General features: G+C 47.6%; 19 protein-coding genes. 14 read left to right on the forward strand and 5 right to left on the reverse strand.

The features are described from left to right. Positions 1–184: 184 nt before the first annotated feature. Both ADIS_RS16035 and ADIS_RS16040 read left to right on the forward strand, forming a co-directional pair. Positions 185–2578, forward strand: a complete 2394-nt coding sequence (locus ADIS_RS16035; RefSeq protein ID WP_010855684.1) for a TonB-dependent receptor — start codon at positions 185–187, stop codon at positions 2576–2578. A 1-nt stretch (position 2579) separates the two neighbouring features. After that, the gene (locus ADIS_RS16040) at positions 2580–3410 is read left to right on the forward strand and encodes a DUF4249 family protein (protein WP_035806477.1); all 831 of its coding nucleotides are present in this window, start codon (positions 2580–2582) and stop codon (positions 3408–3410) included. An 11-nt stretch (positions 3411–3421) separates the two neighbouring features. Here ADIS_RS16040 and ADIS_RS16045 read toward each other — a convergent pair whose 3' ends face one another. From ADIS_RS16045 to ADIS_RS16060, 4 genes are all read right to left on the reverse strand, one after another. Next, entirely contained in the window at positions 3422–6583 is a 3162-nt protein-coding gene (locus ADIS_RS16045; RefSeq protein WP_010855686.1) for an efflux RND transporter permease subunit, read from the reverse strand. Further along, positions 6580–7677 (reverse strand): efflux RND transporter periplasmic adaptor subunit, encoded by a 1098-nt coding sequence (locus ADIS_RS16050; protein ID WP_010855687.1) that lies wholly within the window; start codon positions 7675–7677, stop codon positions 6580–6582. The genes ADIS_RS16045 and ADIS_RS16050 overlap by 4 nt, the downstream gene beginning before the upstream one ends. Positions 7678–7790: 113 nt before the next feature. Next, positions 7791–9122, reverse strand: a complete 1332-nt coding sequence (locus ADIS_RS16055; protein ID WP_010855688.1) for a TolC family protein — start codon at positions 9120–9122, stop codon at positions 7791–7793. A gap of 100 nt (positions 9123–9222) precedes the next feature. After that, the gene (locus tag ADIS_RS16060) at positions 9223–10065 is read right to left on the reverse strand and encodes an SDR family NAD(P)-dependent oxidoreductase (protein ID WP_010855689.1); all 843 of its coding nucleotides are present in this window, start codon (positions 10063–10065) and stop codon (positions 9223–9225) included. 505 nt (positions 10066–10570) lie between these two features. On the opposite strand from ADIS_RS16060, the gene ADIS_RS16070 reads away from it, so the two are divergent. From ADIS_RS16070 to pfkA, 10 genes are all read left to right on the forward strand, one after another. Then, on the forward strand, positions 10571–11395 hold the full coding sequence (locus ADIS_RS16070; protein ID WP_010855691.1) for a 1-acyl-sn-glycerol-3-phosphate acyltransferase: 825 nt from the start codon (positions 10571–10573) through the stop codon (positions 11393–11395). A 5-nt stretch (positions 11396–11400) separates the two neighbouring features. Next, entirely contained in the window at positions 11401–12357 is a 957-nt protein-coding gene (locus tag ADIS_RS16075) for a GNAT family N-acetyltransferase (protein ID WP_010855692.1), read from the forward strand. Between the two features lie 65 nt (positions 12358–12422). Next, the gene (locus ADIS_RS16080) at positions 12423–13427 is read left to right on the forward strand and encodes an aldo/keto reductase (RefSeq protein ID WP_035806509.1); all 1005 of its coding nucleotides are present in this window, start codon (positions 12423–12425) and stop codon (positions 13425–13427) included. Positions 13428–13449: 22 nt separating this feature from the next. Beyond that, the gene (fucP, locus tag ADIS_RS16085) at positions 13450–14760 is read left to right on the forward strand and encodes an L-fucose:H+ symporter permease (protein ID WP_010855694.1); all 1311 of its coding nucleotides are present in this window, start codon (positions 13450–13452) and stop codon (positions 14758–14760) included. 199 nt (positions 14761–14959) lie between these two features. Continuing rightward, complete coding sequence (locus ADIS_RS16090) at positions 14960–15535, forward strand: RNA polymerase sigma factor (RefSeq protein WP_010855695.1); 576 nt, start codon at positions 14960–14962, stop codon at positions 15533–15535. A 3-nt stretch (positions 15536–15538) separates the two neighbouring features. After that, positions 15539–16303 (forward strand): tetratricopeptide repeat protein, encoded by a 765-nt coding sequence (locus tag ADIS_RS16095; RefSeq protein WP_010855696.1) that lies wholly within the window; start codon positions 15539–15541, stop codon positions 16301–16303. A 337-nt stretch (positions 16304–16640) separates the two neighbouring features. Continuing rightward, on the forward strand, positions 16641–17225 hold the full coding sequence (locus tag ADIS_RS16100) for a hypothetical protein (protein WP_035806481.1): 585 nt from the start codon (positions 16641–16643) through the stop codon (positions 17223–17225). A 90-nt stretch (positions 17226–17315) separates the two neighbouring features. Then, positions 17316–17606, forward strand: a complete 291-nt coding sequence (locus tag ADIS_RS16105) for a hypothetical protein (RefSeq protein WP_010855698.1) — start codon at positions 17316–17318, stop codon at positions 17604–17606. Positions 17607–17888: 282 nt separating this feature from the next. Beyond that, complete coding sequence (locus tag ADIS_RS16110) at positions 17889–18254, forward strand: methylglyoxal synthase (RefSeq protein ID WP_010855699.1); 366 nt, start codon at positions 17889–17891, stop codon at positions 18252–18254. 3 nt (positions 18255–18257) lie between these two features. Next, positions 18258–19244: a 6-phosphofructokinase gene (pfkA, locus tag ADIS_RS16115; RefSeq protein ID WP_010855700.1), complete on the forward strand. Its 987-nt coding sequence runs from the start codon at positions 18258–18260 to the stop codon at positions 19242–19244. Positions 19245–19355: 111 nt separating this feature from the next. Here the strand turns inward: pfkA and fbaA are convergent, their stop codons facing one another. Next, on the reverse strand, positions 19356–20420 hold the full coding sequence (gene fbaA, locus ADIS_RS16120) for a class II fructose-bisphosphate aldolase (protein WP_010855701.1): 1065 nt from the start codon (positions 20418–20420) through the stop codon (positions 19356–19358). 154 nt (positions 20421–20574) lie between these two features. Here fbaA and ADIS_RS16125 point away from each other — a divergent pair, with 154 nt between their 5' ends. Both ADIS_RS16125 and ADIS_RS16130 read left to right on the forward strand, forming a co-directional pair. After that, positions 20575–21447, forward strand: coding sequence for a type 2 periplasmic-binding domain-containing protein (locus tag ADIS_RS16125; protein WP_010855702.1), 873 nt, complete (start codon positions 20575–20577; stop codon positions 21445–21447). Between the two features lie 179 nt (positions 21448–21626). Further along, the gene (locus tag ADIS_RS16130; RefSeq protein ID WP_010855703.1) at positions 21627–22940 is read left to right on the forward strand and encodes a PD40 domain-containing protein; all 1314 of its coding nucleotides are present in this window, start codon (positions 21627–21629) and stop codon (positions 22938–22940) included. Positions 22941–23356 lie beyond the last annotated feature (416 nt).

Genomic DNA, 23356 nt, shown 5'->3' on the forward strand with positions numbered 1-23356 from the left:
TGGCAAATTTATATGGGCAGCTGTGGAGATGCAACTTTTGCGGGTTAGGATACGAAAATGACCGTTCATCGTGAACTTCCTACGGTATCTAGCGTTTACATCAAAGTTGAATTAAACTACTTGAAACTTGGGAGAATGAAAGCTGGATCTTTCTTTTCCTTATTTGAACTTCCAAATCGTATCGATGAGGCTCTATTACGCGTATTTCCTGGCAGTATCTTTTTGTCTTTTTGGATTTGGAAAAATCAACGCGCAAGAGACTACCTATATTTCCGGCCAGGTATTTGATAAAGTAACAAGCGAGCCTCTCCCGGGGGCAAATGTATACTGGACTATGGCGGTAAGTAGGGGTGTGGTCAGTGATTTGGAAGGTGGATTTAGCCTCCCGGTCATGTCGCTCCCCGCCGAACTGGTCGTTTCTTTTATTGGCTTCGAGCCAGTAAAGAGGGTGTTGACGGACAAGGACCTTAACCGGGAGCTTAAACTATTCCTTAGCCCGGATGAGGTATCCCTTCAAGAGGTGGTCGTTCGAGAACTTCGGGAAAACAACAACGTGGTAGGGGTTGACATGGGTAAGACCAGCCTGCCGGTGTCCCTGATCAAAAGTATTCCTGCCCTGTTTGGGGAGGTGGATCTCCTGCGCAGCCTCCAGTTTTTGCCGGGTGTGAATACAGCCGGAGAGGGTACGACCGGACTTTTTGTGCGGGGAGGGTCAGCTGACCAAAACCTGGTGCAGATCGATGGCGCCCCTATATACAATCCCTCTCACTTTTTTGGCTTCTTTTCGGTGTTCAATCCCGACGCACTTGCAGATGTATCCCTGAGCAAGGGGCATATTCCTTCCCGCTATGGAGGTAGGCTGTCGTCCCTCATCGATGTGTCGCTGAAAGAGGGAAATACCCAGCGAATTCGTGGAGAAGGGGGGATCGGTAGTATCAGTTCCCGTTTGACCGTCGATGGCCCGCTTTTTTCGGAAAATTCTTCCTTTGTGCTCTCTGGACGAAGGACGTATGCAGATCTTTTCCTAAAGCTCTCGCCAAATGAAAACGTACGTAACAACCAATTGTACTTTTATGATACCAGTGGCAAGTTCATGTGGAGGCTGAAGGACCGGGATAAAATCACCCTTTCCAGCTACTATGGAGCTGATTTTCTAGGTGCAGGTGGGCAGTTCGGACTGGGCTGGGCGAACTGGATTTCCTCTCTCAATTGGACACGGACATTGAAGGAAAACCTCTTTTTGGATGTAAATGGATACCACAGCTATTACAATTACGAGATTGCATTTACCAACCCGGATATTGGCTTTGATTGGACGAACAATCTTGCCGAATCCGGTATTAGGGGAGAGGTTCATTATGTGCCTGAGCAGGGAAAAGACCTCTATGTGGGTGTCCATAGTCAAGTTTACCACTTCTCCCCGGTACAGTTGATACCGCGTCCGGAGAGTGTGATCGATCCGCTGACGACAAATTCAAAAACCGCCTGGCAAAACAACCTGTTTGTCAATTGGTCTCAGGATCTTGGGGCAAATCTGTTTTTCGAAGGAGGGATACGATGGAGCCATTACCAACAGATCGGGCCCGCCACCGAGTATGTTTACGAAAACCAAGATCCGACCAGTGGAGCTGTGATCGACACTTTGACCTATAAATCCTTGCAACACGTGAAGACCTACCAGGGGTTAGAGCCGAGGCTGGCGATCAGGTACCTGCTAAATGAAAGTTTATCTCTGAAAGGTTCATACAACCGGAATTTCCAATATGTGCAAATCGCCACCAATAATTCGGCCGGTCTTCCCATTGACCGATGGACGCCGGCAGGACCCTACATCGCGCCGGTGAGAAGTGACCAAGTATCGATAGGGGCCTTTAAGAATCTGGATAACAATCGGTTTGAACTTTCGGTGGAAGGATACTACAAGGATTTTGATCAGGTAATAGATCTGAAGCAAGGGGCGAATATTCTTTTTAGCGACAACTTGGAGACAGAGGTCTTAGCCGGCAGAGGCTGGTCGTATGGCGTTGAGTTTCTTCTCCGGAAAAACGTTGGAAAATCTACCGGATGGTTGAGTTATACGTGGTCACGAGTTTACCGGCAGATTGATGGCATCAATGAGGACAGGCCCTTTAATCCGCGGTTTGACCGTCCACACGACGTAAGCCTCATCGTGAACCACCGGCTGACACCGCGATTGGAGTTGTCGGGAACCTTTGTGTATAGCAGTGGGGTGGCAGTCACCTTTCCGGTGGGATCATACGTAATCGATAATCAGCGAGTGCCCTTGTATAGCCCAAGAAGAAACGAAGATCGGTTTCCCGCTTTCCACCGCATGGATCTTTCTGCCAATTTAAAAAACCGTGACAAGGGCAGGTGGTGGAAAGGTAGTTGGAATTTCAGCGTGTACAATGCGTACAACCGGAAGAACCCCTTCTCCTATCAGTTTACGGATATTTATAATAATGATATCACGTTTAATCCGGGACCGGGCAGAGAAGTAACCTCCGTCAGGCCGGGTGTGGTAATGACTTACCTTTTTGGAGTTCTCCCGTCAATAACCTATAATTTCGAATTTTGAGATGAACAAAGTTGGATATTTGATCGGATTGCTGTTTCTGTTGTCGTGCCAGGAGGAAGTTATCCTAGATCTGCGCAATCAGGAGCGGGTTCCTATCATAGAGGCCTCTTGGACAGATAATCCCTCGCTGAATCGGGTGAAAATTACCTACCCTAGAGACTACTATGATACCCTGGAAAACGAGATCATTAATGACGCGGAGGTTTGGGTATCCAACCTTACCTCCGGAGAGGAAATTCCCTTTTCCTTTTCGGAAGATTTTCGCCGTTACCTTCCCCGGAGGTACTTTGCGGGCAGACGGGGTGATTCCTATCAGCTTACCGTGAAGCTGGGAGACCGTATTTTTCAGTCTGAGGGAACCTTGCTACACCCTCCGTCATTGGATAGTATCACCTATCAGTTCAGGGAGGAGCGCTTGTTTTCCGATGAAGGGTATTACCTAACGGTGTTCGGGAAAATCCCATTTATCGAAGATAACTATTACCGGGTGCGCATCACCCGCAACGACACGCTCCTCAGTGGACGTCAGGATTACTTGTTGTTCGACGATACTTTTGGAACTTCCATCCTTGACAATGGTTTTGAGCTAAACGGATTTACCTTTCGGGCTGGGGATCGGGTCAAACTGGAACTTTTTAGGCTTAACCGATCGGCGTTTGATTTTCTCAACGACCTGGTCAACCTCCTTTTTAACGACGGGGGTCTATTTAGTCCGCCACCCCAAAACCCTAGGAGCAATATCCGTGTGGTTCAGGGCCCAGGTCGGGTAGAGGGGTATTTTAAGGTAGCCTCCGTCCTAAGCGAAACGGTGATCATAGCCGGAGACCAATAGCTGCCGAGCAATTACTCTTTCGATTTATTGGTTGATTTCAAGTTGCGAAGCTCTTCTTTGCTGTAGGCAATTTTTGTCACCAGGACAAACAAGATGGGTACCAGTGAAATCGTAAAGAAGGTGGCCGTGAGCATTCCTCCCAGCACGGTCCATCCGATCGTTTGCCTTGCTACCGAACCCGCCCCACCGGCAAATGCCAAGGGTACCACTCCAAGTATAAATGCAAAAGAGGTCATTAAAATGGGACGCAGTCGCAAGGACGCGGCAATAGTTGCCGCCTTTTTGATGGACATTCCCCGATCCACTCGATCTTTGGCGTACTCCACGATCAGTATCGCGTTTTTTGCCGCCAGTGCGATCAGCGTCAACAATCCAATTTGGGCGTAAACGTTGTTTGTAAGGGAAGGAAAAAGCGTCAGTGTAAGCATCGCACCAAACACCCCTGAAGGCACAGCCAACATCACCGAAAAGGGTACAGACCAGCTTTCGTAAAGAGCCGTTAGGCACAGGAAAACGAAAACAATGGACAGCAAAAAGATGATCATTGTGCTTCCGCCGGAATTAATCTCCTCTCTACTGATGCCGGAAAAGTCAATATTCAGTCCTGCCGGCAAGGTGGAGGCGATTTGCCGTATCCGCTCGATGGCTTGTCCGGAACTGTAGCCGCTGGCAGCGTCGCCGTTTACCGTAGCAGACCGAAAAAGGTTGAAGTGGCTGATCAGCGGAGCATTTTCGACCAGCTCGGTTTCTACAAGGTTACTGATCGGGGTCATTTGCCCTCGGTTGTTTTTGACGAAGAAGTTCCGGAGCGCTCCCAGATCTTCCCGGAACATGGTATCCGCTTGGGCAACCACACGGAAATTGCGACCATAAAGGATAAAATCATTGACATAGATGCTGCCTAGGTAGGTCTGTAGGGTCAAAAAGGCGTCACCTATATTCACTCCCTGCCTCGCAGCCTTGTCTCTGTCCAGGTTTATTTTATAGGCAGGGGTCGACGCACTGAAAAAGCTGAATGCATTGGAAATTTCATCCGACTGGTTGAGCGCTCGCACAAAGTCCTGGAGGCCTGCTTCAAACTCCTGTATGCTCAAGGTGCCCTCCATTTCCTGGAATACCACGCTGAAGCCGGAGGTGCTGCCTAGACCGGGTATGGCGGCAGGTGCTACGATAACGATCGAAGCCTCCGGAAGTTTTTGGGCCAATTCTGAAAGCAGTCGATCTCTGATCGCAAATGCCCCCTGTCCTTTTCCCTTTCGCTCACTCCAGGGTTTCAACTGACAAAATACCGTTCCACTGTTTGACTTACTTGAAAAGTTGACGGCATTTAACCCGGTTACCGCAGTGAAATGAAAGATGTCTTCCTCCTCTCCGAGTATATCCATCAGTTTGTTGATCGTCTCCAAACTCCGGGCAGTCGAGGCTCCCTCTGGAAGCTCATAGGTCACAAAAAGCCTTCCCTCATCTTCATTGGGAATAAAACCTGTCGGTTTTTGGTTAAACAAGAACCAGGTCAAAACGCCCAGCCCCAACAGACCAATCAGAAAAACGCCTGTGTAGGAATAGCTTTTATGAACCAATTCTTCATAGCGGGTATTGGCGGCATCAAATTTCCGGTTAAACCAATAGAAAAAACGTCCCAGCCCCTTGGACCGCTTGCTGATGGAAGAAGGTTTTAGAATCAGTGAGCATAAAGCAGGTGTGAGGGAAAGGGCTACAAATCCAGAGATGATCCCCGAAGCGGCAACGGCCATGGCAAACTGCTGGTATAGCCTTCCGACGATTCCGGGAATAAAGCCCACCGGAATGAACACGGCTGCGACAATCAGGGACATCGCTACTACCGGCCCGGCAATATCTCCCATGGCTTTTTTGACGGCCTCTTTGGCTGATATTCCCTCGCGCTCCATGTAGGCCATGGTGGCTTCCACTACTACAATGGCGTCGTCCACCACGATCCCGATGGCTAGGACAAAACCGAAAAGCGTCAGGTTATTGATCGAAAAGCCGAGTGGAAGAAAAAGGGCGAATGTACCAATGATCGAAACCGGTATGATCAAAATGGGAATCAAGGTACTTCGCCAGTTTTGAAGGAAAATAAAAACGACGAAAGACACCAGAAGAAGCGCAATGATAAGGGTTTCTATAACCTCTCCAATGGAAACCCTGACCACCGATGCGGATTCAAAAGGTATAACGTAATCGACATCACTCGGAAAGGCCTTGCGCAGCCGTTCCATGGTTTCGATAATGCCTTCTTCTACATCCAGAATGTTACTGTCCGGTGTTTGAAAGATGATTAGGTAGGCTGCCGGCTTTTTATCGGTAAAATTATTGACACTGTAGTCAAACCTACCCAGTTCTACCCTCGCTACATCTCTCAAATAGACTATGCGACCATCCTCTTCTGACACCTTTAGGATCACATTTTCAAATTCCTCCTGCGTTTCGAGCCGGCCATTGGTAAACAGGGTGTATTCAAACGCTTGGTATCCCCGTTGGGGTGGGGTGCCTATCGAACCGGCGGCAACCTGAATGTTCTGTTCACGCAGGGCCGCGGTGATCTCGCTGGCGGTGATGCCCAGTTGGAAAAGCTTGTCAGGTTGGAGCCAAATCCTCATGCTGAAATCCTGTGCTCGAGTAAAAATATCGCCCACTCCCGGGACACGTAAAAGCTCGTCTTTCACGTAGATGTTTGCGTAGTTGTTCAGAAAATCGATGCCATGACTGCCCTCCGGAGAAAAAAGAGACACGATCAACAACAAGCTTGGATTTCGTTGACGGATAGTGATCCCAAGCCTGCGCACCTCTTCCGGAAGAAAGGGTTCCGCTACATTGATCCTATTTTGGACTTCAACAGCCGCTGCATTTATATCTGTTCCTACCTCAAAGGTGATATTAATGGTCAACAGACCTTCGTTGCTGCTGGTACTCTCCAGGTAAGCCATTCCGGGTGTACCGTTGATCTGTGTTTCCAGGGGGGTTGCCACCGTGCGTTCGATCGTCTCGGCGTCTGCACCGGTATAGGTGGCAGAAACCTGAATCACGGGCGGGGTGATGCGAGGGTATTGGGATACAGGAAGATTTACGATGGCAATGGTGCCCAGTAACAGGATTACGAGCGAAATCACAATCGCTGCATTGGGCCGGTCAATAAAGAAAGCAGAGATCATGGTTTTTGCTCCGTTTTGATTTGAATGGAGTCTCCATCAGCCAGACGCTGAATACCACTGACGATCACTTTCTGTCCTTCGGTAAGTCCTTCCTCGATGACGATCCGGTCTTTTGTACGAATGCCCGTTTGAACCCGAACTTGTTGGGCGGTACCTTCTAAGGCGATAAATACATAGATTTCACCGAGCCTCTCCACAACTGCTTTGTGGGGAACCGTCAATTTTGGCCCTGCAGCGGGTCGACGAATGGTTAGCCGGTTGCTCATTCCCGGTTTTAATGAACCTTCGGGATTCGGGAAACTCAACCGGATTCGAATGGTTCCTGTACCCGGGTCAACCGCCCGATCGATGTTCTCAATTTTTCCCGCATGTGGGTACCGCTCGCCGTTTGCCAATGTCAATTGGAATACGGAATCCCGGATCACGGCATCCGTTTCTTTTTCCATATTTAGGTAAAAAGGAACGGACCGCTCCTCGGCAAAAAAATCCAACCCAATGGGGTCGTTTGAACTGATGATATTTAGCGGGGTCTGACCGGGACTGACCAACGCACCGAGCCGCACCGACGAGAAACCGATGGTGCCATCAAATGGAGCCCGAATGGTGGCGTAGTCTAGGTTTACCTTGGCATTTTCCACCTCAGCCAGGGCACTGAATACCTCCTGTTCGGCATTTGTCAGCGCCGTAAGCGCGTCGTCATAGATTTGCGTGGCAACGGCGTTTCCTTCTTTCAGTCTTTGATATCGGTTTACATCCCTCTGCAGCCGCTCTAAGTTGGACTGCGCGATGCGTAATCTAGAGTCAGCTTGGTTGAGTGAAGCTTTGTACCTGGTTTGGTCGATTCGATATAGGATCTGGCCTTTCTTGACTTGCTGGCCGTCCTTTACTGCAATTTCCATTACGTAGCCCACTACATCGGCCCGTAGCTCAACTTCCTTAAGCGCAACTACGGTACCCGGATAGCTGTTTTCTTCCACCACAGGATCTACCGTTACCTGGTCCACCGTAACCGTTTTTGGGGTCACCGTTTTTGGCTCCTGTTTGGTACAACCGAAGCAGGCGAGTATGGTCAGGTATATAGCTATTTTTTTCATTTTCTATTTCTTCATAGGGGTATTATCGAATCTTTGCTTTCATGCTGCCCACCTAACTTTTGGTATGTCCGCCGGGGACTACTTTCATCCCCAGATTTTTCGGGTCATTCAGCTTATGGCTGTATGTCTCCCCGGGCCCTTTCCAGCGACACTTTACTGGTTAGCACACCGAAAAGGGAGCGGTAGAAATTGATTCTAGCGGTACGTAGATCCGTTTCAGCCACGATGACTTCCAGAAAATTCTTGAGACCCTCTTCGTATTGGAGGCTAATTATCCCATAGATCTCCTCTGCCAAAGCCTTGTTAGATTCCTGTGTTTTCAGTTGGTACAGGTTTTTCTTGTACTGGCTCAACGCTTCCCGCCACTCGCTACTCATTGCGTTTACCAATTCTGCTTTTTCAAGTTCGATATTTTGCAATTTTAGGCCCGCGACACTGATGTCGTGTTGCCTTCGTCCACCTTGGAACAAAGGATATGTCAGCCTTAATCCCATCAGCGAAAAGGGATAGGCTTGGTTGTACAGTTCACCACCCACCGGGCTTAAAAAGAGTACGTTGTAGTTATAAAACGCAGACAGAGAGGGAAGGTATTTTCGCTTTTCATACCGCAATTCCTGGGCCTGCAAGATCTGCTGGGTTTGGATCAATTGGTACTCAATGCGGTGCTCGGGTTGGACGGTTGCGCTGGTATCCGAGTACACTTGTTGTAAAAGGTCTTCGTACGAAGCTTGGAGGCTGATGTCCGTGGAGGCGTGCCTTCCCAACAGTGCATTTAAATGCGCTTTTCTGGATGCTACATCTTCCTCGTACTGATAGAGGGCAGCCTGAGTGTTTTGCAGGGTCATCAGTGCCCGTTTATAATCTACTTGGTCTGTAAGTCCTGCCTCGTACATCAGGGAGGCGTCTTCAAGTTGCTTGCGTTGCCTTCTGAGGTCTTCTTTGGTTAGCCCTACCTGTTCTTGGGCAAGCAAAACATTGTAAAACGACTGGGTTACAGCCACGATGAGTTCTATCTTGAACTCTTGCAGGAGTTGATCTGCTTGCTTTCGCTGTTCGTTGGACTGCTGACGGTAAAAGATCAGTTCATTGTTGATCAGCTGTTGATCGGCCGAAAAACTTACACTCGAATTGAAAGGCACTCCTGTCCTCACCTCTTGAAATTCACCTGACTCGGGGTTGTTGAAGTCGGGGAAGATGGCTACCGGCTGGCTAAAGTAGCGATTATAGTCGCCCACGATTCCGAGCTGGGGGAGCCACCCAGAGAGATTGGACTTGACCTGATGGTCGGTGATAAGCCGTTGGTTTTCGAAATGTTTCAGTACCGGGTTATTTTCCTTGGCAATTTCCAGTACGGCTTCGAGGTCCAAATCCTGTTGCTGTGCTTCCAACCGCCCGGACATTCCCAGCCAGCAGGCCAAAACAGCATAGAATAGGTATTTCGCCATGGTTTATAAAAAGTTTCCGCCCAACACCAACTGGTAGGGCTGCGTTCGTGCGGTCTTAGATGGTTTTTTCTGATCAGTTTGGCTACGCAAGTTAGTTCATTTATTGCTCCAAGGAAAACTTTGCCACCCATTTCGCACTTTTTTCCCAAAGGTCATCCCGTAATTTTTTGGACGATGCGAGGCGGGAGGTGGAGGATGGTCGGCTTTTTCGGAAGTAGCTACCCGCCCATTGATCTTTAAGCTCAGCGGTAGCCAGATAAATGCTGGTTTTGGCACCTGTTTTCGCATCGATCATAAACGGAGTCGCCATTTTTAACAACCACTTAAAGACACCCCCATGCTGGCCTCCAAAGTTCGTCTTTACTACTCCCGGGTGTAGGGAATAGGCCCTGAGTCCCTGAGGACCGTATTTCTCCTGAAGCGATTTGGTGAAAAGAATGTTAAAGAGCTTGGCATTGGCGTAGGCTGGGAACGAGCTGAAGTATTCGGTCGCATTAAGCCTTTCAAATTTTGGATTGGCTGCCCGGTGCGCTTCGGAACTAACATTGATTACCCTGGCACCCGTCCCATTAAGCAACAAAGGGAGTAGATGTTGGGTCAATAAAAAATGACCCAAATGGTTTACTTGGAAGGTGGTCTCAAAGCCATCGGGCGTGATAGAGGCTTCCGGGAAAATCCCGCCAGCATTGTTTATCAAAACGTTCACGGTTTTGGTTTGAAGGCGAACTCGTTCCGCAGCGGCGATAACCGAGGAAAGATCCTCCAGGTCGCAATGTATGATTTCGAATTTTTCGCGCGGATAGGTTTGGGTCAGTTCTGCCAGCAGGGACGCTGCTTTTTCGGTATTTCTTGCCAACAAAAACAGTCTCTCAAAGGTTGGAGCGAGCCCTTTAACTGTTTCTGCTCCTATTCCGGAAGTCCCTCCGGTGATGACTACGTTCATCTGATTATTTTTATTTTTTTACATGAGATGGAGTTACCGAAAAGCAATTTGGGTAAACTTACATTTCTTTATGGATAGACGGGTGTATTAGGCAAACAAATAATTAGGCGTTCACCTTAAATCATGGGACAAGCATTTTTAATGTTTATACACAGTTATCAACCGAATACTTTTTCGGATTGTTCGGTAACACCGGTTTTTTTTGAAATCCGGCTGAAATACATCAAAGCTGTCCAGTCGGAAAACCTACATGGGTCGGCAATGAGCGATCCCGCTTTCCCAAATTCGGCCTACGGATACTTATGAGCCTTTTTGGCAACCATAAATTATAGACAGACAGCGTAAAAAGGCAGGCTATCAATGGATTTTTCCTATTTTTGTGCTCTAAAATAAAAGCTTTTCACCCGAAAGCCCGTAATTTACACGGTTAACATCTATTGTAAAAAGCTTTATTTCAGTTATTTATCGGCAAATTACTTTGCCGGTTTACCAACAATGACACTCGGTGGGGGAAAACAAGAAATTTATAGACATCAAAAAAGTCATCGGTGAGAAAAATCCGGCTCTGCTCAAATGGATGCCAGGTTTTGTCCTCTCTTACATAAAGCGTATCGTGCACGAAAACGATATCAACGAGGTAATGGCAAAACACGGTCACTTACAGGGCTTGGCGTTTGTGGATGCGCTAGTAGGAGAGTTCGGCGCGGAGGTGGCCGTATTTGGAACTGAAAACATCCCGTTGGAAAAGCCGGTTATTTTTGCATCGAACCATCCCTTGGGTGGTTTGGATGGAATCGTCCTTATGCACGCTCTGGGAAAATACAGAAAGGATTTGAAGTTTTTGGTAAATGATATTTTGCTTAACATCCCCAATTTTGAAGGCCTTTTTGTTCCGGTAAACAAACACGGTGGACACGGAAAGCAAGGCTTGGAGGTTATTGAAAATACCTACGCCGCCGACCAAGCGGTCTTGATTTTTCCCGCAGGCCTTGTTTCCAGAAAACAGGACGAGGGAATCAAAGACCTGGAGTGGAAAAAAAGTTTTATAAGCAAATCCAAAAAATACCAAAGGGATGTGGTTCCTGTTTATATGGATGGACGCAATTCTGCCTTTTTTTATGGACTGGCTAATTTCAGGAAAAAGATCGGCGTGAAGGCCAACGTAGAAATGTTTTATTTGGCCGACGAAATGTTTGGTCAGAAAAACAAAAAAATTTCTGTCCATATAGGAAAACCCATTTCTTACCAGTACTTTGACAATTCGAAAAGCGATAGGTACTGGGCCGAAGTAGTGAAAAACAAGGTTTATGAACTCGCCCAAGATACATGACGTCTATGCAAGAAATTATAGCTCCGATAGATAGAGAATTGATAAAGAGGGAACTGACTCCCGATAGGTTTTTGCGATATGTCAATAACGGGGATAACGAAATATACCTTGTGGATCATCACAATGCGCCCCATGTGATGCAGGAAATCGGACGGCTACGGGAGGTGTCTTTTCGTTCGGCAGGAGGTGGTACCGGTCTGCCCCTGGACATAGACGAAAATGACACCTGTGAGAATTGCTATCAGCAACTCCTTGCCTGGAATCCGCAGGATGAAGAGATTATCGCGGGCTACCGATTGATCAAGTGTACAGATGCGGGTCTCAATGAGCATGGTGAGATCAACCTGTCCACGGCTCATCTGTTTCGCTTTTCCGATAAGTTTAAAACCGACTACCTGCCCTACACCATCGAGTTGGGGCGGTCGTGGGTTCAGCCCAATTATCAACCAAGTATAGATAACAGAAAGGGTCTTTTTTCGCTCGACAATCTTTGGGATGGCCTTGGTGCGGTGGTCATGATGCATCCGGATGTAAAATACCTTTTTGGAAAGGTCACCATGTATCCCCACTACAATGCGGATGCCCGTGATGCGTTGATCTACTTTATGAACCACTATTTTCCTGACCGGGAAAAGTTGGTTCAGCCCATCGATGAGTTGGCCTACAAGGGGGATGTGTCCAAGCTGGAGGGGATGTTTGACGGCCTTTCCTACAAAGAAGGATACAAACTGCTCAATTCGACGGTGCGTGGGCTGGGCGAAAACATCCCTCCCCTTATCAATACCTACATGAATCTTTCCTCGACCATGAAGACTTTTGGCACTTCGATGAACTATGAGTTTGGCGCGGTGGAGGAAACGGGTATTTTGCTTACAATCTCTGATATCTACGACACCAAAAAGCACCGGCATTTGGATACGTTTGAGCGGGATCGGCATTTTGGAAGACCAGGTAAACGCTAGCCTCGTTGGGAAAAATGGGTGATCAGGGAACTACAGCGATTTATCCTTTTGGAAACACCGGCCTAATGCTGCCCAGAGTCATGTTTGGCAGTAGCGATTTGGGAAATCTATACCGGGAAATCCCACTGGAGCAAAAGCATTTGATCATTGAGAAATGTGTGGAGCTGACCGCGCCTTACACGGTTTTTGACAGTGCAGGCAAGTACGGGGCGGGTTTGGCCTTGGAAGTAATCGGTCAATCCCTTGAGCAGCTTGGGGTTTCTCCCCAAAACGTCGTCATCAGCAATAAACTCGGTTGGGTACGTAGTCCGCTTTTGGGCAAAGAGCCAACCTTTGAACCCGGCATTTGGAAAGGACTCTCCTATGATGCCGTGCAAAAAATAAGCTATCACGGAATCATCGAATGTTTTGACGAAGGCAATAGACTTCTGGGCCGCTATTCGCCTCAGTTGGTTTCTGTCCACGATCCGGATGAATACCTTGCCCAAGCCAGTTCTACCGTACATCGAGAGTACCTTTTTGAAGATATTTTGGATGCCTACCGCGCATTGGAGGATCTGAAAACGCAGGGGAGAGTTGCGGCCATTGGCCTAGGGGCCAAGGACTGGAGGGTGATTCCGGAGATTTACGAACAGGTACGGTTGGATTGGGTGATGATTGCAAATAGCCTTACGCTGTACGATCATTCTCCTGATCTGCTTGACTTTATCGATAAATTGCATGCAGATGGGGTTGCTGTTATCAATGCAGCGGTGTTTAATGGAGGGTTTCTGGTCGGGGGGAATCTTTACAATTATAAACCTATCGACGAGTCCCTAACCGCAGACAGCCAAAAACTTGCCTGGAGAGCTTCTTTTTTTGAACGATGTCGCCTCCATGGCATTACGCCTTCGCATGCTTGTATCCAGTTTGCCCTTTCGGTTCCGGGTGTTCATGGTGTTGCCGTGAGTCCGGCGGATTTGATGAAGCTGGAGGAGAATTTTCAGGCCACCCAGCAACCGATCCCTTCATCCTTTTGGCAGGATCTCAAGGAGCAACAGTTGATTCCCGATTTTGAATTCCTAAAATAAACCTAATCCATCTGATAAACCCATGTCACAATCATCTACGCCGACCAAGCCTTCGTTGATTTCCAAAAGGGATTTTTGGCCCTTTTTGTTGCTAACCATGTTATTTGCCCTGTGGGGAGTGGCCCACAACATGACCGATACGCTGCTGGCAGCCTTCAAGCGGATCATGAGCATGACCGATTTTCAGACCTCTTGGATCCAGCTGGCATTTTATGGTTCCTACTTTTGTCTGGCCCTGCCAGCGGCACTGTTTATTCGAAAGTACACCTATAAGTCCGGGATTTTGCTCGGATTGGGGATGTTTGCGGTTGGCGCCCTTCTGTTCTATCCGGCCAGTATCCTGATGTCCTATGGGTTCTTTCTGTTTGCGCTGTATGTGTTGGCCGGTGGCTTGTCCGTTTTGGAGACTGCCGCCAACCCCTATATTCTCGTTATCGGGCCGCAGGAGACCGCTACGCAGCGGCTTAATTTGGCGCAGTCCTTCAATCCCATTGGGTCGATCTTAGGGGTATACCTTAGTAAAGTGTTTATACTTTCCAAATTGAATACCGCCGAGGCCTCTGACAGGACATCAATGGATCCAGCCGCTCTGAAAGCGATTCAGTCGGAGGAGTTGGCGGGCGTGATGGGAACCTATGTGGGGGTAGCCTTATTTTTGGTGGTGGTTTGGTTTGTCATCCGGGCAGTCCGCATGCCGGTTGCCTCCGAGACAGTCGAAAAGGATGGGGTGATTTCCGGATTCCGCCGTCTGCTCAAAAACCGGAATTACACGCTTGGGGTCATGGCGCAGTTTTTTTATGTCGGTGCGCAGATCGGCGTATGGTCATTTACGATACGTTATGTGATGGTGGAGTTGAATATGAACGAAAGTGAGGCTTCGGACTATTATCTACTTTCCCTTATTCTTTTTGCCGTTAGCAGGTTTGTGTTTACGGCACTGATGAAATACGTAAAGCCGTCCCTATTGCTGGCAGTTTCGGCGCTAGCCGCCGCGCTGTTCAGTATCATGGTGATTTATTCCAATGGAATGGTGGGGGTTATTTCTTTGGTAATGGTGTCTGTTTGCATGTCGTTGATGTTTCCGACCATATATGGTCTATCCGCGGTCGGATTGGGCAATGACACCAAGCTGGGCGGTTCCGGATTGATCATGGCTATTTTGGGAGGGGCGATCATTACGGCTATTCAGGGACAGGTATCTGACAGCACCGGTAGCATAGGCATGTCCTACTGGGTTCCGGTGGTTTGTTTTATTGTAGTGATGGGTTTTGGACTAAACAACTACTATTCTCGTAGAAAACTTGCGCCGGCACCGCCTATGGTTACGCAATAAGGAATCCGGGAATGTTTCCTTTGTAGGTTTATGGATTTCTTGATGTAGAAAAGGGATCAGCCAAACTTTATTCTGGTATGTTCGTCCTTCGTCAGGCCAATGCTACGGGTATTGGCAGGGCGGAGGATTTTTTTTGGACTTTAGCAAGTATTCCCCTTGTATTTCTTTAGAATTTCGATATAAAAAATTATATTCCGCCATGGCTCACCCAGATCAGAAATACATCGATGCCTTGCTGAATAACGACACGGCTGTCATAAGGGAGTTGTACCGAAACTACTCCGCAAAGATCAAGTGGATGGTATTAAAAAACAATGGGACGGAAGACGAAGTAGGCGACCTCATACAGGAAAGCTTGATGGCGATTTACCGCAGGGCATTAAAGGGAGATTTTGTGCTAACCTGTCCTTTCGATGCCTACTTCTACATGGTTTGCAAAAAGAAGTGGTTAAATGTGCTGGCAAAAAGAAAAACGGATAAGACGGTAACAATTGAGGACGACAACAGATATAATCTCGAAGACGATAGTTTTCGGCTGGCTGAAGAAAGTCTGGTGGAGGAAGGAAGGCGTAATCTGCTGCTTCAGAAAATCCAAGAACTTGGTACGGCGTGCAGAGAGCTTTTGGAATTGAGTTGGTCAGAGAAATCCATGGAGGAAGTGGCATCCCTACTCAATTACAGCTATGGATATGCCAGAAAGAAGAAATCAGAGTGCATGGCCAAGTTGATACAGGCAGTCAAGCAGTCTCCAGCCTATCAAAAGTTAAAATGGTAACTCATGGACACGGAAAAGATTGAACTATTCGAAAAATACCTAGCGGGGGATATGTCGGCGGAAGAGCGGACAGCCTTCGAATCCGATCTTTCTGCAGACAGGGAGTTGGCAGAGGATTTTAGCCTATACCAATATATCGAAACCGACAGAAGGGCTTCATACGCTGCCATGGAGCGGGAAAGGGTATTGAAGGAATCGATTAAGGGGCTTAATGAAGAGTTTTTCCCTGAAAGACCCGTAGTGATAGGAAGGGACAGAAACCTAAGGTATATGATTAGTGGAGTGGCGGCGACGCTTCTCTTGGGAGGGGTACTATTGTTCCTGCTTTTGTCGCACTCTGTGGATATACAGGAAGAAGTTTCTTCTTACTATGCAACAAATTTCGAGGTCTTGGGGCAAACGATGGGGATGGAAAGTGATTTACAGGTAGCGATAGAAGCCTATAATAAAAAAGAGTATACACAGGCTGTTCATTTGTTTGAGTCGCTTCTGGAACAGGATTCTCAAAACAGTGAGCTGCTGAAAAACATGGGGCTTTCCTACCTTGCCATTAATGACTTCCAATCGGCTCTAGAGGTTTTTGACAGACTGGCCAATGTTCCAGGGCTTCACGTTAACGAGGGGATGTTCTTATATGCCATGACGCTCTTGCTACGCGGGGATGATGTTGACTTGGAAGAGGCTGAGAAGATGTTGAATACCGTTGTTAGGGAGGGCAAGTCCGGAAGTGTTCAGGCTGCACAATGGCTAGAAAAGCTGGGGCGATGATACCCACATCATATGTGAGGCGCTGGTTTGACTTTTATTGTTCTTTTTACATTTATACTTTGTTTCGTTTTATTTTAGGTTAATTCATTTTGTTTTTGGCTTGATAAAAAATTTTATTATACATTATTTTTCAATTTTTTATCTGCTCTATGTATGTATTTAAGGTGGTGTTTACGATATAAAACTAATGTTGTTTGTGATGTTAAAAACGTATTTTGCATTTATTTATATAGAATCTTGTTAGATTGTTGTAAACATTATATAAATTTACATCGTTAACCGTATCTTTATGGAAATGATGGGGTTCAGGGAAGTTGGATGTTAATAGCGAAAAGATATGAAGATTGTGATCACAGGTAGGGAAAAGTTCGGTCCGTCCGGCTGTAGGGGAGGACTTTCCTTGGAGGACTTTAGGTCTTGGAGTGGTCTTCTGCAAGTGGAAGAATTGACCTCTCTGGACAGTTTTTACAATCCCTCCGTTGAGGGAATCGGCGAAAAGTCGTTTGAGGGAGGAGATTTTTTTGGGGGCTTAGCCAAAGCACTCAGTGAGTTTATCGAGCAGGAATTTGCCGTTGGTCAACCTTTTAATCTGCTGGCAACAGTAGAGGAACCAAAAGAGGAGATCAAAGACAAAGGTCCGGAAGAGTTTGAATTTTTGGGATACGACGTCGTTAACCAACAGCTTGGACACAGTGTGTTGGTTCATTTGGGATGGTTGATAGCAGAGGCGGGAACAAACGTCAATGCCTATGGTTTATTGCCTGATTTGGCTACGGCCACGCAGGCGGTAAATGATTTTAAGGATCACTTCCCGGGAATGGAAACTGCAGAGGGAGTCATAGTGGGTATTTGGAGAAGCGTACGATCTGCGGATTCTCATGTGGATGTCGGGGATGCCGACGCGGTATTGGCAACAAAGTAGTTGATTCTGTTTTTTTAGATATAGCTGGGTAAGCTTGGTACATATCATTTTATGAACGTACTTTGAAGGTCTGTTTAAACACTTTCAGGTATGGAACTTTCCGAGTTTAAGATTTCGATAGCCGAAAAGAAGGTGCCCGAGGGTATTTCTGTTCACCTAAGGGCGCTTTGGTTGGACGCAAGTGGGGATTGGCAGCGTGCCCACGATCTTATCGATCAGCGCACCGACCGCTCATCCGCGGCCCTTCACGCGTACCTGCACCGAAAAGAAGGGGATCAGTGGAACGCTGACTATTGGTATTCCCGCGCTGGTAAAAAGCGTTTTCAGGGTACGTTGGAGGAGGAATGGGAAGAGTTGACGGCTTATTTTTTAGGTAAGTAGACGCAAAGAATTGATTTAAAGCTGATTTTCCAACACAGAAAAATTGACAGGCGTTGAAAGCCCAAATCTCTAACGGTTTTTTTATAACTTTACCCGCTAAATCCCATGTAACCTAAAAAACTGAACCTACGATTGGCGGACAGGCGTGATGTCTCCTTCATTCACTAGGATGAAAACCAACTATTCGGACTGTTTTGTGGAAGGGAGTCCCTGCCTGCCGACAGGCGGGCATCCCGATAAACCGGGACAAGTTCTGACCGATTAAAGACAAATTATAAACACATGAAAATAGCACTGATCGCCCACGACGGAAAGAAGGCCGACATGGTTCATTTTTTGAGTGGATTCAAGAGCGAGCTGGAAGGCATTGAACTTGTGGCTACCGGCACCACTGGTTTGCATATCGAAAAGGCGGGGTTTAAGGTGCAACGATTGCTTTCAGGGCCACTTGGAGGAGATGCTCAGATTGGAGCGATGGTAGCGGAGAAACAGCTGGATATGGTTGTTTTTTTTAGAGACCCACTCGGAAAGCACCCCCACGAGCCGGATGTTCAGATGCTGATGAGGGTTTGTGATGTACACAATGTGCCTTTGGCTACTAACTTGGCAGCCGCTGAAATGATGTTTAAGAACCTAACCTCTAAATGATAAATGGAAAGCAAAACAATAAAGAAAATCGGTGTACTTACGTCGGGAGGCGATGCCCCTGGGATGAACGCTGCCATTCGGGCGGTAGTCCGTGCCGGTTTTTATTATAACCTGGAGGTGTATGGCATCTACCGAGGGTACGAGGGCATGATAAACGACGATATCCGAAAAATGGACAGTCGTTCTATCGCCCACGTGCTTGAGCGCGGGGGTACTTTCCTCAAATCCGCCCGTAGCCAAGAGTTCCGGACACCAGAAGGCAGAAAAAAGGCCTACGATAACCTCCGAAAACACGGGATCGATGCCTTGGTGGTGATAGGTGGCGATGGTTCACTCACCGGTGCCCATTTGTTTTACAAGGAGTACGGGATTCCGGCCGTTGGATTGCCCGGCACGATCGACAATGACCTCTTTGGTACAGATCTTACCATTGGTTTCGACACGGCCTGCAACACAGCGATTGAAGCGATCGATAAAATCAGGGACACGGCTACTTCCCACGATAGGCTGTTTTTTATCGAAGTGATGGGCAGAGACGCGGGTTTTATTGCGATCAATGCAGGTATAGGTAGTGCGGCCGCGGCCATTTTGATTCCTGAGAAGAAGATGCCGGTAGAGTCTTTGATCGAGCGATTAAAAAGCCGGGAAAAGGCCAAAAAGGAGAGTAATATCGTCATCGTCGCAGAAGGAGGTAAAAGCGGTGGAGCGGCTGAAATCGCCGAAAAGGTACAGAAGATATTGCCCACTTATGACATTAAAGTGACCATATTGGGGCACCTTCAACGTGGGGGAGCTCCATCTGCATTCGACAGAACGCTGGCGAGTAAGTTGGGTGTGTCTGCTGTTGAAGGCTTGCTTCAGGGAAAATACGACGTCATGGTCGGTGTCATTAACAATAAGGTAGTATTTACTCCGATCAAGCGGGCGATTGTAGATGATAAAAAAGTGGACGAGGAAGAGCTGAGGATCGCAGCTATTTTGTCTACCTAAATACACAACGGCTGACTAGCAGGGAATGCCGTGAAAGGTAGTTTGCGCTGCAAAAAAGTAGAATAGTTAAAGGGGCTGCCCAACCGATTGGTTTGTGGCAGCCCCCTTTTTTTATTGGTTTCTGTTCAGGGCGTTCAACATGTCGAACGCCAGTTCCAGGCGCTTAGAGAAGTTCTCTTCCCCTTTTCGTAACCATACCCTCGGATCGTAGTACTTTTTGTTTGGGTTGTCCGCGCCGTCCGGGTTGCCCAGTTGGGATTGCAGGTATCCCTCTTTTCCTTTGTAGTAGAGCAGGATGCCTTCCCAGAATGCCCATTGCAAATCCGTGTCTATATTCATTTTGATGGATCCATAGCCGTTAGCCTCCCGGATCTCTTCTACGGAAGAACCTGAACCACCGTGAAAAACAAAGTTCACGGGTTTGCCGGTAGTGCCGAACTTTTTGTTGATATAGTCCTGTGAGTTTTTCAGGATGATGGGTTTCAACGACACGTTGCCAGGCTTATAGACTCCATGCACGTTGCCAAAGGCTGCTGCCACCGTAAAGAGGTCACTGACCTTTTTGAGCTCCTCGTAGGCGTAGGCTACTTCCTCCGGCTGGGTATATAATTTGGAGCTGTCCACATCGGTATTGTCTACTCCGTCTTCTTCGCCACCAGTCACTCCCAGCTCGATTTCGATCGCCATTTGGAGCTTGGCAAATTCTTTGAAATACTGGACGGAAGTCTCTATGTTTTCTTCGATGGGCTCCTCTGAAAGGTCCAGCATATGCGAGCTGAACAGGGGCTTTTTAAAGGCTTCATAGAAGGCCTTTCCCTCAGCAAGCATGCCGTCTATCCAGGGAAGTAATTTTTTGGCGGCGTGGTCGGTATGCAAAACTACGGGTACCCCGTAGGCTTCGGCCATTTTATGCACGTGCATGGCACCGGATACGGCACCTGCTATGGAACCCTGTTGTTTATCATTCGGTAGACCTTTTCCGGCAAAGAACTGCGCTCCTCCGTTTGAAAATTGTACCATCACCGGAGAATTGACCTTCTTGGCTGTTTCAAGCACGGCATTTACCGTATTTGTACTGATACAGTTTACCGCAGGCATCGCAAACTCGCTTTCCTTTGCATACGCCAATAGGTCTTTTAATTCTTCTCCAAACTTTACTCCAGGTTTGAATTTCATAGTTGATTGTTTAAGGTATTCGATAAAAAGAGGCCGGTTTTTAGAATATAAATCGGCAAATCTGCCCCAAAGATAACAAATACAGCGTTTAATCGCGGAGCTGCTCCTTATTTATTGTCAAATTGCACATCGATTTTGTTGCTATATTTGAGCTATGGAACGAATTACGATTACCGGTGTCCCCGAACATTTTAACTTGCCTTGGCGTCGATTGGTTGCGTCTCAGCCATTTTTGGATCAAGAATTGGAACTTGTATGGGTGGATGAGCCCCGTGGATCGGGGGCGATGAACCAAGCTGTTCGGGAGGAATCCACAGACCTCGCCGTGATTTTGACCGAAAGCTTTGTGAAGGACCGAATTGCGGGCAACACCGGAAGGATGATCGGGTATCACGTGGTTTCTCCCCTGGCCTGGGGCATACACGTTTCCGCAAAAGCTCCCTTACGGCCGCTTTCCCAGTTGAAAAACGTGCCTTTTTTGGTAAGTAGAATGGGTTCGGGATCCCATTTGATGGCCTACCTTCTGGCTAAGCGCGAGGGTTGGAGGATGGAAGAGCTGGAGTTCGAAGTGGTAGGAGACCTGAGTGGTGCCAGAAGGGAGTTCAAGTCCTCGCTTACGAAGTTGTTTTTATGGGAAAGGTATACCACCCAGCCCTTGGTAAGCGCGGGGGAATGCCGGAGAATAGGAGAGATTCCCACCCCTTGGCCCTGCTTTGCGATTGTGGCGTCTGAACAGGCACGTATGAACCACCCCAAAGTGCTCAGGCAACTAACGGAAACCCTTTATGCCGAAAACCATAGGCTAATGGTTGAGGTAGACGCTTCTATTTCGGATATACAGCAGCTTTATGGCATCAACCGCGAGGATGTCAAGGATTGGTTTGCGCAAACAAAATGGGCCGAGGGGCCACAGGTAGCTGCGGACTCATTGGTGGATACCATGCGTACGCTCTCGGAATTGGGACTTATCAACCAAACGGTTCCCGTAGAGATGTTGGTTGATCAGCGGTTTGTAACGCTTACTTAGCCGATCGATCTGATCGAACAGGTCCCGAAAGGGTACCGGTTGGCCATTGGTGATTCAGTGGCTGGGGCTTGATGTACATTCCACCACTCTTGGTTTTTTTGTGGTTTCTGTCCGATTTTGTGGCATTTTGGAAGTTTTCTCCGTCCAGTGAGTAAGTTGAGTACTTAACGGATCTACCTATGAGCCAAAGAATCCTACTGCTATCGATGCTTTTTATCCTAAGTTTACATGGATGCTATGTCCTAGACGATCCCATTCCGGAGGGGTTTTCGGTAGAGGTGCCTCGGCTGAGGTCCGAGGTGGTAGATACGCATTCTGTGAGGCTAACTTGGCATTCCAGGCTCCCTTGTGCCGGATTCAACTGTCCCGCATGGGTGCAGGCAACGTTTTACGACGTTCTTTATCGAATGCTGGGAGAGGAGCCCTTTGAGGTGGTTGCCACCCTTGAGCCTGAGATGAAAAGTTGGGTGGTCTCTGGTTTGGAAGATGGAAGGGCTTATGAGTTTTTGGTTAGGGCACGTAGGGCCGGTCAGGAGACATTTACAAACTCCGTAGTATCCTCTCCTTTTTCCGTAGGTGAGATCAGTACTGTATTTGTTTTGCCGGACGCCTCCCATGTTTTTACACCGGTGGCCTCACCCACGGGCGATGTATTGGCCTATGTGGCGGATTACCCTATAAATCAGGGGCCCAATCGGCCGGGACAAAACATCTATTTGTATGATTTCCAATCAGGCAGCCACGAGCTGGTCGCTGCCAGTAGCTTTGAGCCTTCGTGGTCTGCGTCCGGAGATAGACTGATATACACTACCTCCCGGAATCTTTTGGCGGTAGGATCTCCTCATTACGTCCCGAAACATATTGAAGTTTACGATAGAGTTTTGGGGACGAGGCACAAGGTTTTGGAAGGAAACTATCGTAGTTCCTACCCGGTTTTTGGAGATTCTGAGGATTCGGTTTACTTCTTTTCCGATTCCCTGGAGCAGTGGGTAGATGGTATTTGGAGACTGGATCGAACCTCGGGAGAAAGGCAGTTATTGCTTCCTCGTGTGGAAGGCGATTACGTCGGAAATGTGATGTACAGAACATTGACGTTTTGCCCAATCAGCGGCAGGCTTGCCTATAATCGTCCTGTTTTACATGAGCGTTCCCGGCGACCGGTGTACGATGTGGTAGGCTTCGAGACGAGGGATAGTTACCAGAAAGATATCTGGGTAGCGTCGGATGGACAAGACCTACTCCCAGCGTTTAGCCCATTTAAGGAGGGGTGGCTGGCGTTTATTTCCGACCGGTCAGGCTCCAACGAAGTATGGCTAAAACAGCTCGACACTGGTTTTACGGCTCAGTTAACGAGTTTTGGTGAACAGTTTTATATTGGATTTTCCGGGGGCAACCCAAGCTGGGGCGACGACGGGAAGGCCATCTATGTAGTAGGAAACAATCGAAATGGAGACAATGAAGTAAAGCGTGTCTCTGTTCGAGGTTTTTGGTAGGGTTTGCACACTTGAAATCGAGCTTGCCTACTAAAATGGTACGAGCGGACCGCAGAATATACCTTTTACGATTTTTCAAAAAACATCCATTTTATTTGATGAATTTCCAGTTGTAAACGTTTTCGAAAACGTTTTCGATGTAAAAATCAAAATGTAGTTGTCAAACTGATTTTTTGTCTTGTGAATTAGAACTACATTTACTTACCGACCGGGGCAAAACCTATGGAGATATTGACTGTTCAGCTAGGCCTGCTTGGAGGGTTTTGCCCGATTGCTGGCCTACATGGTGACTAAAATTTGATCATCCTATTTCAATATGCTTCGACGTGGAGTTCTCATTAAAATAATCGAATTCAGAGCCGTAAAGTAGATCCTTCCATGGTTTACCAGCATTCACAAATCATCGCTAGTTTAAT

It is taken from the genome of Lunatimonas lonarensis (assembly GCF_000390185.1).
GTDB classification, from domain to species: domain Bacteria; phylum Bacteroidota; class Bacteroidia; order Cytophagales; family Cyclobacteriaceae; genus Lunatimonas; species Lunatimonas lonarensis.

Bases quoted from the DNA above. Each gene is read 5' to 3' on its own strand.
- ADIS_RS16035 (WP_010855684.1), top strand. From the start codon at position 185: ATGAGGCTCTATTACGCGTATTTCCTGGCAGTATCTTTTTGTCTTTTT.
- ADIS_RS16040 (WP_035806477.1), top strand. From the start codon at position 2,580: ATGAACAAAGTTGGATATTTGATCGGATTGCTGTTTCTGTTGTCGTGC.
- ADIS_RS16045 (WP_010855686.1), bottom strand. From the start codon at position 6,583: ATGATCTCTGCTTTCTTTATTGACCGGCCCAATGCAGCGATTGTGATT.
- ADIS_RS16050 (WP_010855687.1), bottom strand. From the start codon at position 7,677: ATGAAAAAAATAGCTATATACCTGACCATACTCGCCTGCTTCGGTTGT.
- ADIS_RS16055 (WP_010855688.1), bottom strand. From the start codon at position 9,122: ATGGCGAAATACCTATTCTATGCTGTTTTGGCCTGCTGGCTGGGAATG.
- ADIS_RS16060 (WP_010855689.1), bottom strand. From the start codon at position 10,065: ATGAACGTAGTCATCACCGGAGGGACTTCCGGAATAGGAGCAGAAACA.
- ADIS_RS16075 (WP_010855692.1), top strand. From the start codon at position 11,401: ATGCAAGAAATTATAGCTCCGATAGATAGAGAATTGATAAAGAGGGAA.
- ADIS_RS16080 (WP_035806509.1), top strand. From the start codon at position 12,423: ATGCTGCCCAGAGTCATGTTTGGCAGTAGCGATTTGGGAAATCTATAC.
- fucP (WP_010855694.1), top strand. From the start codon at position 13,450: ATGTCACAATCATCTACGCCGACCAAGCCTTCGTTGATTTCCAAAAGG.
- ADIS_RS16090 (WP_010855695.1), top strand. From the start codon at position 14,960: ATGGCTCACCCAGATCAGAAATACATCGATGCCTTGCTGAATAACGAC.
- ADIS_RS16095 (WP_010855696.1), top strand. From the start codon at position 15,539: ATGGACACGGAAAAGATTGAACTATTCGAAAAATACCTAGCGGGGGAT.
- ADIS_RS16100 (WP_035806481.1), top strand. From the start codon at position 16,641: ATGAAGATTGTGATCACAGGTAGGGAAAAGTTCGGTCCGTCCGGCTGT.
- ADIS_RS16105 (WP_010855698.1), top strand. From the start codon at position 17,316: ATGGAACTTTCCGAGTTTAAGATTTCGATAGCCGAAAAGAAGGTGCCC.
- ADIS_RS16110 (WP_010855699.1), top strand. From the start codon at position 17,889: ATGAAAATAGCACTGATCGCCCACGACGGAAAGAAGGCCGACATGGTT.
- pfkA (WP_010855700.1), top strand. From the start codon at position 18,258: ATGGAAAGCAAAACAATAAAGAAAATCGGTGTACTTACGTCGGGAGGC.
- fbaA (WP_010855701.1), bottom strand. From the start codon at position 20,420: ATGAAATTCAAACCTGGAGTAAAGTTTGGAGAAGAATTAAAAGACCTA.
- ADIS_RS16125 (WP_010855702.1), top strand. From the start codon at position 20,575: ATGGAACGAATTACGATTACCGGTGTCCCCGAACATTTTAACTTGCCT.
- ADIS_RS16130 (WP_010855703.1), top strand. From the start codon at position 21,627: ATGAGCCAAAGAATCCTACTGCTATCGATGCTTTTTATCCTAAGTTTA.